The following is a 15,330-nucleotide window of genomic DNA, read 5'->3' as shown; positions in this document are numbered from 1 at the left end:
GCACTGCCGAGTTTCACCTGACAAAAATCCACGCCTGTTGAGGCCACGCCTCCATGCCGTTCCCGTTCTCGACGCCTTTTTCCCGAACCGCAACGACAGGGATACGTGTCTCTTCAGGACTCACACTTTTAGGAGTCCACATATGACTGCCAACCCTTCCGACAACAAGAAAACCCCGGACGCCGGGGGCATCAAGTCCAAACTGACCGACGCCCAAAAGGCCATGCTGGCGAGCAAGTCCGGCGGCGGCGCTCCGGCCGGCTGGCAAAGCACCGGCAAGGGGCACAAGCCCACCTCTGCCAGCGGCAAGCAAGCCAAGACCGAGAAGAAGGTCCGCTGGTAAAAACTGCGGACAGGCACACTGGAAACACAGGCACACTGGAAACACAGGCACACTGGAAAGGAAGAACCATGACTGCGAATCACGAGTCTGAACGCATCAATCCTGAGGTTGCTAGCCACCTGGTGGAGTCCATGGACATGGCACCGATGCCCGAACCCACCACCATTGCCGTTGCTTTGGGCGCCGACCAGAGCAGGCAGTGGCCGGACGGTAACGGTAAGCACCGCCACCCGAAGGAGCGCGACCAAGCCCACGGCCGCCTCGGCCAAGGGGCAGCTGTGACGGCGGTCCACAGGACCAGCCGACCGCAGATGCCGCACTCTTCCTAGCTACACCGTAACTACCCTGACTAACCCCGTAGCGAGCCCAACTGCGAATCAGTTGGGCTGGCTTACCTCGTGCGGGGACTTATCCGGACGCCACCCACGCCACACCGGATGACGCAGGCGGCCGGGTCCCGTCCACTCACCGAAAGTCACCTCCGCCACCAGCTCAGGGCGCACCCACGTGGCACCCGCTGCGTCCTCCCTGGGAATGTCCGCGAACGGGGACTCATCCACCACCCGGGGCTCCAGATGCTCCATGACATCCCGGAGTTGCCAGTCCTTGAAACCGGTGCCCACGCGGCCAACATAGTGCAGCTTGTCGCCATCGGGGATGCCCAGCAGCAAGGCACCGAAAGTCCCGCTCCGGGCCCCCGCCCCCGCCCGCCAACCGCCCACCACTACTTCCTGGCTCTGCTCCAACTTCAGCTTGATCCAAGACCTGCTGCGGCGGCCGATCACGTAACGGCTGTCCGCCTTCTTGGCCATCACACCCTCCAAGCCAAGCTCGCGGGCACTGGTCATGAGGTCCTCGACGTCGTGATCCAGGACCGCCGAAACGTGCAGCGGGCAGCCTCTTCGCAGACGATCCGCAAACCCGGAAAGCCTCTCGCGGCGCTCGCGGAACGGCAACCCGCTCAGGTCAGTGCCGTCGTCGTACAGAAGATCGAACAGCATGAGTTGCACCGGAACAGACGCCCTTGCCCGTTCGATGTCAGACGATTTGACCAGGTTCATCCGTAGCTGCAACCGCCCGAAGTCAGGCCTGGACCCCTTACCAAGAGCCACAATTTCGCCATCCGCAACGAAGTCTCCGTCTGGCCAGCACGCGCGGTCGGTCAACTCAGGGTAGGTGGCCGTGAGATCGTTCCCGTTGCGGCTCATGAGCCGGATCCTGCCCTCGGTACCGGTAATGATCGCCCGGATTCCATCCCACTTCAGTTCATACAGCCAATGGTCGCCGCGGAGATCGGCAGTGGTGCCTGAGGTGGCCAGCATGGGGGTGTAATTCGGCATGGGCTGAGGAGCGGCAGGCGCGGTTGCAGACGGGCGCGGCTTGACTGCCCCGGCTTTGCCCCCGGAGGGACCGCCACGCCGCCCACCGGGTTGCTCCTTCATCAAGTGGATCAGCCAGTTTTGACCAGTATTGATGAGGGCCAGGCGTTTGGTGCCGCCGAGGCCACCTCCGGGTTCGCCGGTGAGGGTTGCGATCACTTCCTTGCCGTCGCGCCATTTCTCGCAGGTGTATTCGCCGCGGTCCCAGATGGTCATGGTCCCTGCCCCGTACTCGCCCTTGGGAATGACTCCGGCGAACGTCGCGTATTCCATGGGGTGGTCTTCGGTATGGACGGCAAGGTTATTGCGGTCCGGGGTTTCCGGGACACCACGCGGCAATGCCCACGACGCCAGGACGCCGTGGTGCTCAAGGCGCAGGTCCAAGTGGTAACGGCGGGCGTGGTGCTCCTGAATAACAAAGATGCCGCCCGGCGGTGGAGGATCGCCGGGCTTTGGCTGGTCCGAAGAAGTGCTTCCTCTTTGCGGGGAGCCGGAAACAGCCGACGACGACGGGAACGGCTCCGGGGTTTTGCCCGGATCGCGCATCCCAACGTATTTGGCGAGACGATTCTCCACGGTCACCACCCGTTCGCGAGTGCTGCCGGTGCCAGTGCCGCCGGTGCCTGAGCTGCCGGCGCCCGAACCGGCGGTGCCGGCACCGGCGTCGTCCTTCTCATCCTCACCGTGAGGCGGCAGGTGCCGTTCGGATATCGGTGCGAAATGGTCCTTGCTTGTCTTGACCCGCTTCATCACGGCTTGATAGTCCAAATGCTCCAATGAGGCGGAGGAGAGCTCACGCCACGTGCGCGGCGCAGCCACGGTAGGCCGCGCCTTTCCACGGAGTGAATAAGGGACGATGGTGGTCTTGTTCCCGCTGTTCTGGCTCCAGTCCACCAGCACCTTGCCGTGGCGGAGGGACTTCTTCATGTCGCTGACCACCAGATCGGGGTGGTCCGATTCCAAGGCGCGGGCGAGCTCTTTGGCGAAAGCGGACACTTGCTCGGACTTCAGGGTTCCGTCCAGGCCCGTGTAGAGGTGGATACCTTTGCTGCCGCTGGTAACCGGGACGGGGTCCATGCCCATGTCCTGCAGGATGGAGCGGGCGAGCTTGGCTACTTCAACGCACTCGGGAAGTCCTGCCCCAGGTCCGGGGTCAAGGTCCAGGACGAAGCGGTCCGGACGGAGCGGCTTCCCCGCAGGGTCCACTTGCCACTGAGGAACGTGAATTTCCAAGGATGCGATTTGGGCCATCCAGGTGAGAGTGGCCAGGTTATTGACCATGGGATACACGTTGGTGTGGTCCGAATGCTGGATGGCGGCACGGGGAATCCACTTGGGTGCAGAGTCCTCAAGGTTCTTTTGGAAGAACACCTGCCCTGGGTTTTCGGCGGTACCCACCCCGTTGACCCAGCGCTTGCGGGTGACGGGCCTGTTGGCGGCGGCGGGGATCAGGAATGGTGCCACTGCGGCGTAATATTCCAGCACCTCAGCCTTGGTGGTGCCGGTTTCCGGGTAGATGATTTTGCCCAGGTTGGTGAGGGTGAGCTCGTGGCCTTCCACGTTCACGCGCTCCTGTTGCTTGCCTGCCACCTCTTCTCCTCTGCTGTGTTGTGCTGTTGACTGGGTGCATGAGGGCCATATGGAAGGGATCTATCGCGTTCGGTCTGGTCAACGTACCAGTGAAGCTCTACAGTGCCACGGAGGATCACGATATTGGCCTGCACCAAGTCCACAATAAGGACGGCGGGCGCATTCGATACCAGCGGAAATGCGAAATTTGCGGCGAAGTTGTGGCGTATGAGGACATTGATAAGGCCTACGAGGAAGAGGGCCGCACTGTTGTCTTGACTTCGGCGGAATTGAAGTCCTTGCCGGAGGAGAACAGCCGGGAAATTGAGGTGGTGGAGTTTATCCCCGCCGAGCAACTGGATCCCATCATGTATGAGCGCAGCTATTTCCTGGAGCCGGACTCCAAATCGCCCAAGGCCTACATGCTCCTGAGGCAGACTTTGGAGGACACGGACAGGATTGCCATTGTCCAGTACGCGCTGCGGCAGAAGACCCGTTTGGGTGCGCTGCGAGTGCGCGGGGATGTGTTGTTGCTGCAAGCACTCCTGTGGGGTGATGAGGTGCGCGAAGCAAAGTTCCCGTCGCTGGAAACGGATATCAAAATCTCGGACAAGGAACTTGAAATGTCCTCGGCACTGGTGGAGTCCATGGCGCACGACTTTGACCCCGACGAATACACCGATGATTATCAAGCGCAGCTCCGAACATTGATTGAGGCAAAGCTGGAAAAGGGCGAGGCCCTGGATACCGAGGCTACTTTCGGTGCCACGGAAGGCGAGGGGGAGGGCGGCGACGTCATCGACCTCATGGAAGCGCTCAAGCGCAGCCTGGACAAGAAACGCGGCAAGGAAAAAGCGGACGACGACGCTGCTGCCGCCAGCAAAACTGCCGCCAAACCAAAGGCGCGGGCCAAGAAAAAGGCCTGAACCGGCGTCGTAATCCACCAGTGAAATTCAAGAAAGCAGCGGCCGCCGTCTCAGCGGCCGCTGCTTTCTTGTCTTTTTTGGTTGCTAGTGGTCACGCAGCATGGAAATAAGCTCGGATTTCTTCTTATCCGAATAGCCGCTGAGGCCAAGTTCTTTAGCGCGTGATTTCAATTTGTCCACTGTCCAGTCTTCATAGTCGCCGGACTTTCCGCCCTTGCTGCCCACTTCCTTGCGGCCTTTGGCTGCGGCGGCGTTGGAGATGCGTGCTGCCTTCTCCTTGGACGCGCCATCCTCGCGAAGGTCCTCATAGAGCTTGGGGTCCTTCAAACTGGAATTCTTCTTTCCAGGCATGATGAGTTTCCTTTCTCTAGGCGCCGGTTTCGTAATGCGGTTCGGCAACAGGTTTGGATTCCGGTGAAGCACGTTCGCGGAGGTATACGGAAGCGCCTACCAAGACCGCCACGGCAAGGAACTCGCTTTGCCAGTTCTGGAAGGATTCGAACCAGAACTGGCTGGATCCCATATATTGCCACGTGGAGATCTCCGGAAGCCCATGGCTGAGTTGTTCCTCGTTATAGGCTGCCGTTCCGCCGAACGCGTGCAGGGTGAAGGAGAGCAGGAAGAGCAACCCCAAGAGACCGGAGAGCGAGTGTTCGTAGACCTTCAAGACCCAGCCGCCGCGCCGCACTGGCCATGGGGTTTTGGCTGACTTTTTGGCATCCCTGGGGTCTTGGTCCTGTGGAGCGTCCTTGTCTACAGGCTTTGACTCTGATGATCCTCGTTGGAACAGGAAAATCGTCAGGACCACATACATGGCCATCTGAAGGAACTCCGACTCCCAGTTCTCAAAGACCGCTTCCCAGAAATTGCCTGAGGTCAGGAACTCGGAAATGCTGGTGGCCGGCTGTCCGTGAGCCTGTTGTTCCTCGCTGTAACTGGCAGCTCCTGAAAGGATCATTCCGCCGAGGAAGACCACAAAGAGGCCCGCGTTAACCAGCAACAGGCCATGGTCCTTCACCCAGTTGCGCTTCTTGTCCTTGCCAGGCGTGTGTTGATGTTGAACAGGTCGCAGCATGTCTGTTCACACCTCCCTTGCAGCTCCACCGTTGCCGTTGCCGTTCCGGACGGCTCGGCGGTGCAGCCATAGCGGCGTGCCCACCACCAGGAGCAAGAGCACCAGGATGATGAATCCGCCGGCAACCAGCCCTGCGGTCCGCCCGGCCGTGAAGTCGAACACCAAGGTGGCCGAGCCCACGATCAGGAGTGCTACCCCGCCCAGCGCCCACTTGGTGACCACATCGGCGCTGGACACCAGTGTTGCCTTGAGGCCCCGGCGGAACAAGCGGCGATGAACGCTGACGGGGAGCACTATCAGGACAGTGGTCAGTGCCGCCACCATCACGTTGACGAGGTAGAGGCTCCGCTGCCAGTCGTCCAACTGTTCAAAACGTCCCTGGAACGGCAGAGTCAGCAGGAAACCGCCCAGAATCTGGACGCCGGTTTGGAGCACCCTTAATTCCTGGATCAACTCCATCCAGTTACGGTCCATGCGCTCCTCGATGGACTCGTTCCTGCCGATCCTGGGAGCCTGCTCCGGCTCTATCATCTGTGCACCTCCAGGGTGGTTTGGTGGACGAATGTGATGGACGGTGACCATTCGCGGGACTACGGTCGAACTGTCAGCATTCCTCGATCTTTTCTATCGGGGCCTCACCGGATTTCCAAGGAGGAAGCAATGAGCCAGGACGAACACCGCGTAGACCCGGGGAGCGAACCCGGCGGCTACGGCACCCCCACCCCTGAGCAGGAAATGCCTGGTCAAGGTGATGAACGCGAAACGCCGGAACGGCCTGCCCAAGGTCCCCCTGACGCCCCCGGTGAGGAGTTTCCCACACCGCAGGATCCGGATGCGGCCCCACCTCCCGCGACAACCGGTGACGGCTCCAACGGAGGATGATGCGGAGGGCTGCTCCCGCCGCACTTTCAGCGGTGGGAACAGCCCTCACGATCTGTAAGTGCTTACGGCTTGGCCGGATAAGTCCGGGCGGGTAACTCTTGCGGATTTATACCGTATGTCCCCTGCGACCGGACATGAAGCTCAGCAGCCAGCCAATGGCTGCGATGACGAGGAGGATGACGCCTACCCACAGCAACCAGTTAAGGGCCTGCGAGAAGCCGCCCACAAGGAGGAGAACAATTGCTACTACACCAGCAATGATCAGAAGCGTATTCATGGTCAGCACATTCCTTTCCGGGGAATCTTTGATGAATCGCGATTCCCGACTATGCATTCCGAGCTACTTCAATTTAGTTATGCCGGTACTTGGAGGCGTTCCACGGCCTCAAAGTGCCTTTTCGTGTATCACATACCGGCCTTCGCCTTGAGGAGAAGTTCGCCAGCTGTGAACAGTAACACTCCTCATTGTACTACTAAGCATCCTTATGAAAGGCTTATTGCAGTCGTCACTTGATGATTGGGCAGTTGCCGCAGAGGTTTTGCGGCGCGTTTTTGGCTCACATGAACGTCCATGAGAGGAACACATGAAAGCGTCACAGCAGCTTGCAGACAACCTTCAGATCGTCCTGACAGACCTTATTGAGCTACAGCTCCAGGGAAAGCAGGCGCACTGGAACATCGTGGGGCCGAACTTCCGCGATCTTCACCTCCAGCTGGACGAACTTGTCCTCGCCACCCGCCAGTTCGCTGACGATACCGCCGAGCGCATGCGCGCCCTCCACGCCCTGCCCGACGGCCGCAGCGCCACCATCGCCAAGGGCACGCGCTTGGAAGAATTCCCGGCCGGCCTGGTCAACACCAAGAACGCCGTCAAGTTGGTCACTGACCGTGTGGAGCGTGCTGTGCAGACCATGCGCGACGTCCATGACGAAGTGGACGAGGAAGACCCCACGACGGCGGACCTGCTTCACGCGTTCATCTCCCGCCTTGAGCAGCTCGTCTGGATGATCAACGCTGAAATCATGAATGCCGGTGCCGCCGTTACGGATCCGGACGAGGCCTAGCACTTACCGGACCGGTGGATCACGGATAGGGCGGAAGAACCGTGCCCAGGCTTAAGCGCAGTGACCTGTCCAAGCCCGGCATCGTCCGGCGCAAGGTAGGGAAAGGGTTCAGCTACCGGCATCCGGACGGCACACTGGTCAGCAAAGAGGATCGCCAGCGCATCAACGCGCTGGCGATCCCGCCTGCGTGGACCGATGTGTGGATCAGCCCCTACGAGCACGGGCATATCCTGGCCACAGGCGTCGATGGGGCCGGGCGCAGCCAGTACATCTACCATCCGCGGTGGCGCGAACGGAAGGACACCGAGAAGTTCCTTCGGGCAGCCAAACTGGGCATGGTCCTGCCTGCCATTCGACGCAACGTCACCGTCCACTTGCAGAACACGGATGACCCCCGGCAGCAGACCCTTGCTGCTGCAGTACGGCTCATGGACCTTGGCGCCCTGCGTGTTGGCTCCGAGGTCTACATGAAGCAGAACGGATCCTATGGTCTCACCACGCTCAGGTGCCGCCATGCACGGGTTGTAGGGCAGGACGTTTTCCTGAAGTTCCCAGGCAAGAGCGGCCAGCTGTGGGACACCTCCATCCACGACCCCGGACTCGCAGCCTTCCTGGAACCCTTGGCCCAGAGGCCCGGCAAAGAACGGTTGCTTGCCTACCAGAGCAACGGGACGTGGGTTTCCGTGGACGGGCCCATGATCAATGAATGCTTGCGCGGCATAGCCGGGGAGGCTTACACATCCAAAGACTTCCGGACGTGGAAGGGCACCGCGGCGGCGGCTCTTTACCTGATCAAATCAGGTCACAAAGGGACTCCGCGCCAAGCGATAGTACTGGCCATCAAAGAAGCTTCGGAGCTGCTGGGCAACACCCCGTCCGTGGCCCGGTCTTCCTACGTTGATCCGAGGATCATTGAGGCCTACCTCGCGGACAAGCTCAAGGAAGTGAAACCCACTGAGGCTTCCGTTGCCGCCTTCCTGAACGGCGGGAACCCCTAGCGGGAGAGGGAAAACCGAACGGGAGAGAACAACAAAAGGGCCTGGCGAGCACCGTTATCCGGTGCTCGCCAGGCCCTTTTTGTTGCCACCGGCTCGTGTTGGGGCCGGCAGTGATGACCGCTTAGGCGTCGTGGTCCGTTTCGAGGATCTTTACCAGGCTGTCCAGTGCGGCGTCTGCGCCTTCACCCTCGGCGCGCAGCACTACAACGTCGCCGTGGGAAGCGCCCAGGCTCATGAGGGACAGGATGCTGGCGGCGTCCATGGCGTCGTCGGCAGGTTCTCCCTGACGTGCAATGGTGACGTCGATATCCAGGTCTCCGGCTGCCTCGGCGAAAATGGCTGCCGGGCGGGCGTGGAGGCCTACGCGGCTGGCGATGGTGGCTGTACGTTCTGGCATTGGTGCTCCTTTTTGAGAAGGGTGGCGGTTATGGGAGGTGGCTTTGTGGGAAGTCTAGACGGTGTGGAGTCTGGACCGTGGGGATGGTTAGACGCTGACTGTTGCCGGAGCGGCTTCCGCTTCTACCGGCTTCTTGACCGCAAAGCGCTTGAGGGCGATGACAGCCAGCGCGCTGACCACCATTCCGGCCACGATCGCGATGATAAACATCGGCAGGTTGCCAATGGCGAAGAAGACGAAGAGCCCGCCGTGCGGAGCCTGTGAGGTGACTCCTGTGGCCATGCAGAGCGCACCGGTCAGTGCACCGCCCACCATGCTGGCCGGGATGACTCGCAGGGGATCGGTTGCGGCGAAGGGGATGGCACCTTCGGAGATGAAGGAAGCGCCAAGCAGCCAGGCGGCCTTTCCGTTCTCGCGTTCATTGAGGGTGAAGAGCTTCTTGTTCAGGACCGTGGCAAGGGCCATGGCCAGCGGCGGAACCATGCCCGCGGCCATCACTGTGCCCATGATCAGCCACGGTGCCTGGTTGTCAGCACTGCCGGCGCTCAGGCCGGCCACTGCGAAGGCGTAAGCAACCTTGTTGACCGGACCCCCGAGGTCGAAGCACATCATGAGGCCGAGGATGATGCCGAGAACCACTGCTGAAGCGCCACTCATACCCGTGAGCCAGTTGTTCAGAGCCACGGTGAGACCGGCGATGGGACCTCCGAGGACCAGGAACATGAGGCCGGAAGCGACGATGGAGGCCAGCAACGGGATGATGACAACAGGCATCAAGCCACGGAGCCAGCGAGGTACCTGCCAGGTCCCGATCAGGTGTGCGATGTAGCCGGCCAGGAGACCGCCCACGATTCCGCCGAGGAACCCTGCACCCATGAAGCCTGATACCGCACCGGCAACGAAGCCTGGTGCGATACCGGGCCGGTCGGCGATGGCATAGGCGATGTAACCGGCCAACGCAGGAACAAGGAAGCCCATGGACAGGGCGCCGATCTTGAACAAGACCGCGCCGAGGTAGATAGCCAGGCCGCCTTCGGGCAAGTTGCCGAAGTTGTTCTCCACCACAACCTTGTCGGCAACCTCAGTGATGTCGTACCCGCCAAGGAGGAAACCAAGGGCAATCAGCAGCCCGCCACCGGCGACGAACGGAATCATGTAGCTCACGCCCGTGAGGAGTGCACGCTTCAGCTTCTGGCCGATGTGCTCGCCCTTCTCATCCTCGGCGCGTTCAGCCTGCTCTTCGGCGCCGGAGTGTGGAACGCGGCGTGAGTGCGGGTCTTCGGCAGCTGCGAGTGCTTCCTGGACCATCTTTGTGGGCTCGTCAATGCCACGCTTGACCGGCGCATTGATGACCGGCTTGCCTGCAAAGCGTTCCTTGCCACGAACATCCACGTCAACTGCGAAGATCACAGCATCCGCCGCTGCGATGACTGCCGGGTCCAGCGGCTTGGCGCCGGAGGAACCCTGGGTCTCCACCTGGAGGTCAACGCCCATTTCCTTGGCAGCAGCAACAAGTGAGTCAGCAGCCATGTAGGTGTGGGCAATTCCCGTTGGGCAAGCGGTCACGGCCACAATGCGCTTTGGTGCGGCAGCCGCCGTCGGGCTTGGGGCGGCGGGTTCAGCAGCATGTGCTGCAGCGGGCTTGTCCGCCAGCGCGCCGTCCACCAGGTCCACAATGTCCTGCTCGGTGGCTGCTGCACGCAGCGCTGCCGTGAAGTCCTTTTTGATCAGGGACCGGGCCAGCTTGGAGAGCAGCTTCAGGTGCTCCTGATCTGCGCCGTCCGGGGCTGCGATGAAGAAGATCAGGTCAGCGGGACCGTCCTTGGCGCCAAAGTCCACCTTGTGGGACAACCGCGCCATGGCCAAGGCAGGCTCCTGGACTGCAGCGGAGCGGCAGTGCGGAATGGCGATGCCGCCGGGGACGCCGGTTGCGGTCTTCTGCTCGCGGGCGAAGGCGTCGGTGAAGAGCCCTTCCACCTCGGAAGCACGGCCGGTGGCGGCAACTTTGCCGGCCAGGACGCGGATGACGTCGGCAGGGGAGTCGCCCAGGTTTTGGTCGAGGGTGACCAATTGGGTTGTGATCAGCTGGGTCACTGTGAGTCCTTCTGGAGGGCCGTGATGGTTACGGCATCTGGGGTTGTCTGGTGAACTGCCGGGACAGTGGAGCCCGGCAGCGAAGCAGCAGCGGCACCATGTGCCACGGCTTGACGAAGGCAGTCCTGAGCAGAGCCGCCTTGGGTTGCGGCCAGCAAGTAGCCGGCCAATGAAGAGTCCCCGGCGCCCACCGTGCTGACGGCTTTAATGGGCGGATGCGTGGCAAGCCACGCCCCGTCCGCCGTCACCAGGACAGCTCCTTTGGACCCGAGTGTTGCTAGAACGGCACCTACACCGCTGGCGACGACGGCGGCTGCGGCTTCCGCGGCTTTGGCCGGGTCCGCTTCCAGTTCGTCAGCAGTGGAGACGTTGGTAAAACCGGCTGCGGCAGCAAGCTCTGCGAGCTCTTCCGCGTTCGGCTTGAGGAGGTCCGGCTTCCCTTCGGCATCGCCCACCAAAGCGGCCGCGAGCGGCGCCCCGGAGGAGTCGATGGCGATGCTTGGGGAGGCCGTTCCATCCGCGTTCGACCGGAGCCGACGGGCGATGGTGGCGTAAAAATCTGCGGGTACCCCTGGCGGGAGCGAGCCGGCGAGAACCACCCAGCTGGCGCCGCGGGAGCGCTCCAGCAGCAGCCCGATCAGCGCTTCCTGCTGTTCACCGTTCAACTCCGGGCCGGGTTCGTTGATTTTTGTGGTGACGCCATCGGGTTCGGTGAGGGTGACATTGCTGCGCAACGCCTGACCTATGGGCAGCGCCGCGAACGGTACACTGCCGTCGTGCAGTCCCAAAAGAACCGGGTCCGAATCGGCGCCCGGAAGAACTGCCAGGGTGTCCAGTCCGGAGGCCACGAGCGCCCGGGAAACGTTGACGCCCTTTCCGCCGGATTCCTGATGTACTGCCACCGCGCGCTGAACTTCGCCGCGAGCCAGCGCAGAGGAAAGTTCAACGGTGCGGTCCAGGCTGGGGTTGGCGGTCAAGGTGACGATCATGCGATCACCACGTCAACGCCGGCTTCTGCCAGGGCTGCTGCGAGTTCCGCGGACGGTTCACCGTCTGTAATCAAGGTGTCAACATCCTTCAGGTTGGCGAACTGGACCAGGGTTTCAGAGTCCAGCTTGGAAGAGTCAGCCAGGGCGACCACGCGGCGGGCTGAAGTGACAAAGGCGGCTTTGACCGCAGCCTCCTCAGGATCGGGGGTGCTGAGTCCGAACGTTGCGTGGATGCCGTTGGCCCCCACGAAGGCGATGTCCGGGCGAAGTTTGTATGCCGCTTGCACGGTGGACTGCCCGACGGCGGCCTGGGTCAGTCCGCGGACACGGCCACCAAGGATTTGGAGTGCTATGCCTGGCGTAGAGGAGAGCTTGCCGGCGATGGGGATTGCATGTGTGATGACCACCAGTTCGTCGCTGCCATTGGCTGATTGCACCTGGTGGGCTTGTGACTGCTGGGCCAGCAGATCAGCGAGGGTTTCCGTGGTGGACCCGGCGTCCAGCAGGATGCTCCCAGTGGTGAGCTGCGGAATCAGCGCGAGGGCCGCATTGGCGATGCGCAGTTTCTCCACCTGGCGCTGGACGGCGCGCTCCAGGATGGACTCTTCACGGGTGCTCAGGCGGTCCGAGGGGACGGCGCCGCCGTGTACGCGCCGGAGATTGCCGGAGACCTCAAGAGCCGCGAGGTCGCGGCGGATTGTTTCAGTGGTGATGCTGAAACGGTCGGCGAGGTCTGTGACGCTCACCCGTCCGCGCTCTGCGACGAGTGCGGAGATCAGTTGCTGGCGCTCTTCGGCGAACACTTACCCTCCATTGGTCAAGCTGCTTAGCGGTGCAGCCACATCCCAGTGACTACTGTCACAACGATGTGGAATTGCCTGACTCTATCTTTGTTTGTGTTGGTAAGTCAATAGAAACCAACATAAACACAGATTCAACTACCGGGGAGGTGCACATCCAAACGGAGAAGGTGCACGAAGCGCACCAAAAAGGGCATGCCGCGCTCCCTGTAGCGCGGCATGCCCTTCGTTCGGATCCCGACTGGGGGATTGCGGGACCCGGTCTATGGAATGGACCTAGATCAAAAGCCCTGGCGGCTCTCCAGTTCCAGGCCCAGGCCCGGGTCCAGGTCCAGGCCCGGGTCCCGGCGTCGGCGTGGGCTCTGGAACGGGCGGCGGTCCCGGCTCCGGCAGTGGAACCGGCTCAGGCGTGGGACCCGGTTCGCGGGTGGGATCCGGGTGTGAAGGATCCGGCGGAAATTCGCTCACGGTCAGGCGCTCCGCCGGTGAGCGGAGTGTTGCGGCCGGAGGCTTCCCGGAACAGTGGATGGGTACCTGCTGGAGTCCCACCCCGAGCCGGGATAGTCGATGGGCAGATTGTCCGGATCCGGGGGGTCAGGAAGGCTGCGCTTGTTGGCCGTCCCGGGCTTTCCGCCTGTAGTGGCTGACTCTTTTCGTGGTGATTCTGCGTGCATGTGATCCCTCCCGGTAGCTTCAAAACTGTTGGTGTAGTTGCCCATGGTTCCCCGCCTCAATCCGGGATTTCCATGCGGAAACCGCAATGACACCCGAGAATGCGCGTGTTGATAAGTACCTCGTACATACGTAGCTGCGCGCCCGGTGTCAGCACCAGGGGTGCCTGGATTCTGCGCAACTCGCAGCTTTTGGTCTTCATGGGTTCCCCGCAGTGCAGATACTGTCCGCCGAACTGCAGCACTCCTTGAGGGACACCGGGGCGGTTGAGTACCGCTGCCACGCGCCGAACAGAGGCAACGTGTTCATAGGAGTACCTGCAGGCATGGCATTCATACGCCACTTCCACCATGTTGGGGGCGGGCGGATAGTGCGACTGAATGGAGTTCACCAAAAGGTGCTGGTCCGTATTGCATCGCGAGCACCACAACGGTTCGTCGGGTGGTTGATGTGCTTCGTCCGGGACTCTGGACGCTGGCTGGGCCGGCATGGGTCTGTACCTCTGCATCAAAAAAATGCGGGATGCCCGTCTGCATGAGCTGGAAAGCCTGGGTCCTGTGATGTGGACTATAGGTTGATTGTGCACATAGGTGCACCTCAGATGCAAGGATTCTGTTTCGGCTGCCAAAAGGGTGACGAGTTAGCTCCGGACGATCGTAAAATGAGGCATGGACGAAATGAACGTTGATTTTGCGGCGCCTGATGCTGTCTCTGCGCCTGACGATGTTTCGGTGCCTGAGCAACTGCAGGATCTGGTGATAGACAGCGAAGACGTGGGCGGATTCCTCCATGAGCTTGCCGTCTTTTCGGCTTCCGCTGTGTCGCAAGCCGTTGGCTTGGACGTGCTCTGCGGCATCACCCTTAGCCGTCGCCGCCGCACTGCCACAGTGGCTGGCAGCACCCACGAAGCCAGGCTGATCGATGAGGTCCAGCAGGCCTACGGGGATGGTCCGTGCCTGGAGGCCATGCGGAGTCATGGCACCCAGCATGTCCCTGATACGTCAACCGAAGACCGGTGGTCCGAGTACTGCACGGTCATTGCAGAGCGGGGTCACCTCTCGGCACTCTGCGTGCCCTTGGAATTGGATGAAGGAGCCACGGCAGCCCTCAACTTTTTCGCCCCGCAAGCCCACGCCTTTGACGACGCCACCATTCGTAATTGCGAGCTCTACGCCAGCCAAGCCGAGCGGTCGCTGCGGCTGGCCGTCCGGATTGGTGTGAAGCAGCAGCATGCTGAAGACCTCCAGGATGCAATGCAGACGCGAACGGTAATCGACCTGGCCAGCGGAATCATCATGGGCCAGAACCGCTGCACCCAGGAGGAAGCGTTCCAGATCCTGAAGAAGGCGTCCAGCACCCGAAACCAGAAGCTGCGGGACGTGGCCGAGTCCCTCGTCAAGAGTGTGGCAAAGCAAGCTCCGGTAGCCCATTTCGAGGCCTGAAGTGCGCTGAAAAGGGTTGATCGCACGCCCCCAACCGATCCATCAGCGGTCTCATCACTTGTGACGGCCGCCACTGGTGAACTACATTCATACATGGGTTAAGCAGATAGCCCTTGGAACCTCATGAGTTTGTGCCATCCAAGATGGTCCAAGAACTGCACTTTTAGCCGTGGCCCTTTTCGGCCGGCTCACAGCGTGCCTCCATGCAGGTTCCTTGAAGGAGCAAAAGGAGAATGGCAATGACGCTTGGATCCCCGATTCCCGCCCCAAAGCCTGCAAGCAGACGGGCGCCTGCAACTGTCGATGCCGGAGCACGCCCTTGGTGCACCGTTTGCAACACTGATTCCTACGTTTTCGTAGAGACGGTTGTGGAAGCAACACCGAATCAGTCGGAGATCGTTGAAGTCAGCTACACCTGTAGCGAATGCGATACGTTTTACGCCCACGCAGTCCGCTTGGATGCCTTGGTACCCGAAATCCAGAGTGAGTTTCTTTCCACATCCGCAGCCGGGCTCTGGTTCAGTTGCACCCACTGCGGTGATCCCATGACCTTGGGACGCCCTACGGAACGCGTCATTGAGGCGCCCCGGACCACTGACGATCCGGAGAGTCCGAGCCTCCTTGAGGTGTATTTGCAGACCCAGGTGCTCCATTGCCGCTGCGGTTTTCAAATGGAGGTTCCGCGCCACGTTGGATAACC

At 61.4% G+C, this 15,330-nt stretch carries 18 protein-coding genes; 8 read left to right on the top strand and 10 right to left on the bottom strand.

Annotation, left to right across the window (positions count from 1 at the left end):
• Positions 1-142: 142 nt before the first annotated feature.
• Both BACI9J_RS19750 and BACI9J_RS19745 read left to right on the top strand, forming a co-directional pair.
• Positions 143-343, top strand: coding sequence for a hypothetical protein (locus BACI9J_RS19750; protein WP_159735861.1), 201 nt, complete (start codon positions 143-145; stop codon positions 341-343).
• Between the two features lie 68 nt (positions 344-411).
• The gene (locus tag BACI9J_RS19745; RefSeq protein ID WP_159735860.1) at positions 412-672 is read left to right on the top strand and encodes a hypothetical protein; all 261 of its coding nucleotides are present in this window, start codon (positions 412-414) and stop codon (positions 670-672) included.
• 48 nt (positions 673-720) lie between these two features.
• Here BACI9J_RS19745 and BACI9J_RS19740 read toward each other — a convergent pair whose 3' ends face one another.
• A complete protein-coding gene (locus tag BACI9J_RS19740) occupies positions 721-3,312 on the bottom strand; it encodes an ATP-dependent DNA ligase (RefSeq protein ID WP_159735859.1) in 2,592 nt (863 codons plus the stop codon).
• A 38-nt stretch (positions 3,313-3,350) separates the two neighbouring features.
• Here BACI9J_RS19740 and ku point away from each other — a divergent pair, with 38 nt between their 5' ends.
• Positions 3,351-4,217: a non-homologous end joining protein Ku gene (gene ku / locus BACI9J_RS19735; protein WP_159735858.1), complete on the top strand. Its 867-nt coding sequence runs from the start codon at positions 3,351-3,353 to the stop codon at positions 4,215-4,217.
• A gap of 84 nt (positions 4,218-4,301) precedes the next feature.
• Here ku and BACI9J_RS19730 read toward each other — a convergent pair whose 3' ends face one another.
• The 3 genes from BACI9J_RS19730 to BACI9J_RS19720 are packed head-to-tail and all read right to left on the bottom strand — an operon-like array spanning position 4,302 to position 5,823.
• Positions 4,302-4,568 carry a DUF7218 family protein gene (locus BACI9J_RS19730; protein WP_159735857.1) on the bottom strand — a complete coding sequence of 89 codons (267 nt, stop codon included), beginning with the start codon at positions 4,566-4,568 and terminating at the stop codon, positions 4,302-4,304.
• A 16-nt stretch (positions 4,569-4,584) separates the two neighbouring features.
• Positions 4,585-5,292 (bottom strand): DUF6766 family protein, encoded by a 708-nt coding sequence (locus BACI9J_RS19725; RefSeq protein ID WP_159735856.1) that lies wholly within the window; start codon positions 5,290-5,292, stop codon positions 4,585-4,587.
• Positions 5,293-5,298: 6 nt separating this feature from the next.
• Positions 5,299-5,823, bottom strand: coding sequence for a DUF6328 family protein (locus tag BACI9J_RS19720; RefSeq protein WP_159735855.1), 525 nt, complete (start codon positions 5,821-5,823; stop codon positions 5,299-5,301).
• Between the two features lie 129 nt (positions 5,824-5,952).
• Between BACI9J_RS19720 and BACI9J_RS19715 the strand changes: the two genes are divergently transcribed.
• Positions 5,953-6,174 carry a hypothetical protein gene (locus tag BACI9J_RS19715; protein ID WP_159735854.1) on the top strand — a complete coding sequence of 74 codons (222 nt, stop codon included), beginning with the start codon at positions 5,953-5,955 and terminating at the stop codon, positions 6,172-6,174.
• A gap of 106 nt (positions 6,175-6,280) precedes the next feature.
• Here the strand turns inward: BACI9J_RS19715 and BACI9J_RS19710 are convergent, their stop codons facing one another.
• Positions 6,281-6,451 carry a DUF4175 domain-containing protein gene (locus BACI9J_RS19710; RefSeq protein ID WP_143711595.1) on the bottom strand — a complete coding sequence of 57 codons (171 nt, stop codon included), beginning with the start codon at positions 6,449-6,451 and terminating at the stop codon, positions 6,281-6,283.
• Positions 6,452-6,758: 307 nt separating this feature from the next.
• Between BACI9J_RS19710 and BACI9J_RS19705 the strand changes: the two genes are divergently transcribed.
• Both BACI9J_RS19705 and BACI9J_RS19700 read left to right on the top strand, forming a co-directional pair.
• The gene (locus BACI9J_RS19705; protein ID WP_141283449.1) at positions 6,759-7,238 is read left to right on the top strand and encodes a Dps family protein; all 480 of its coding nucleotides are present in this window, start codon (positions 6,759-6,761) and stop codon (positions 7,236-7,238) included.
• 41 nt (positions 7,239-7,279) lie between these two features.
• Positions 7,280-8,236 carry a DNA topoisomerase IB gene (locus BACI9J_RS19700; RefSeq protein ID WP_159735853.1) on the top strand — a complete coding sequence of 319 codons (957 nt, stop codon included), beginning with the start codon at positions 7,280-7,282 and terminating at the stop codon, positions 8,234-8,236.
• A 121-nt stretch (positions 8,237-8,357) separates the two neighbouring features.
• Here BACI9J_RS19700 and BACI9J_RS19695 read toward each other — a convergent pair whose 3' ends face one another.
• The 5 genes from BACI9J_RS19695 to BACI9J_RS19675 all read right to left on the bottom strand — a co-directional run bounded on the left by BACI9J_RS19695 (position 8,358) and on the right by BACI9J_RS19675 (position 13,579).
• A complete protein-coding gene (locus BACI9J_RS19695) occupies positions 8,358-8,633 on the bottom strand; it encodes an HPr family phosphocarrier protein (RefSeq protein ID WP_014920471.1) in 276 nt (91 codons plus the stop codon).
• Positions 8,634-8,720: 87 nt separating this feature from the next.
• Positions 8,721-10,727 carry a PTS fructose transporter subunit IIABC gene (locus BACI9J_RS19690; protein ID WP_159735852.1) on the bottom strand — a complete coding sequence of 669 codons (2,007 nt, stop codon included), beginning with the start codon at positions 10,725-10,727 and terminating at the stop codon, positions 8,721-8,723.
• Positions 10,724-11,716 (bottom strand): 1-phosphofructokinase family hexose kinase, encoded by a 993-nt coding sequence (locus BACI9J_RS19685; protein ID WP_159735851.1) that lies wholly within the window; start codon positions 11,714-11,716, stop codon positions 10,724-10,726. The genes BACI9J_RS19690 and BACI9J_RS19685 overlap by 4 nt, the downstream gene beginning before the upstream one ends.
• On the bottom strand, positions 11,713-12,519 hold the full coding sequence (locus BACI9J_RS19680) for a DeoR/GlpR family DNA-binding transcription regulator (protein ID WP_159735850.1): 807 nt from the start codon (positions 12,517-12,519) through the stop codon (positions 11,713-11,715). The genes BACI9J_RS19685 and BACI9J_RS19680 overlap by 4 nt, the downstream gene beginning before the upstream one ends.
• 727 nt (positions 12,520-13,246) lie before the next feature.
• Positions 13,247-13,579 (bottom strand): hypothetical protein, encoded by a 333-nt coding sequence (locus BACI9J_RS19675; protein ID WP_236558782.1) that lies wholly within the window; start codon positions 13,577-13,579, stop codon positions 13,247-13,249.
• A gap of 277 nt (positions 13,580-13,856) precedes the next feature.
• On the opposite strand from BACI9J_RS19675, the gene BACI9J_RS19670 reads away from it, so the two are divergent.
• Both BACI9J_RS19670 and BACI9J_RS19665 read left to right on the top strand, forming a co-directional pair.
• The gene (locus BACI9J_RS19670) at positions 13,857-14,630 is read left to right on the top strand and encodes a GAF and ANTAR domain-containing protein (protein ID WP_159735848.1); all 774 of its coding nucleotides are present in this window, start codon (positions 13,857-13,859) and stop codon (positions 14,628-14,630) included.
• A gap of 239 nt (positions 14,631-14,869) precedes the next feature.
• Positions 14,870-15,328: a hypothetical protein gene (locus BACI9J_RS19665; RefSeq protein WP_159735847.1), complete on the top strand. Its 459-nt coding sequence runs from the start codon at positions 14,870-14,872 to the stop codon at positions 15,326-15,328.
• Positions 15,329-15,330 lie beyond the last annotated feature (2 nt).

The sequence above is a fragment of the Arthrobacter sp. 9V genome (assembly GCF_902506065.1).
Classification (GTDB): Bacteria; Actinomycetota; Actinomycetes; order Actinomycetales; family Micrococcaceae; genus Arthrobacter.
This window is presented reverse-complemented; position numbering and strand designations above follow the sequence as displayed.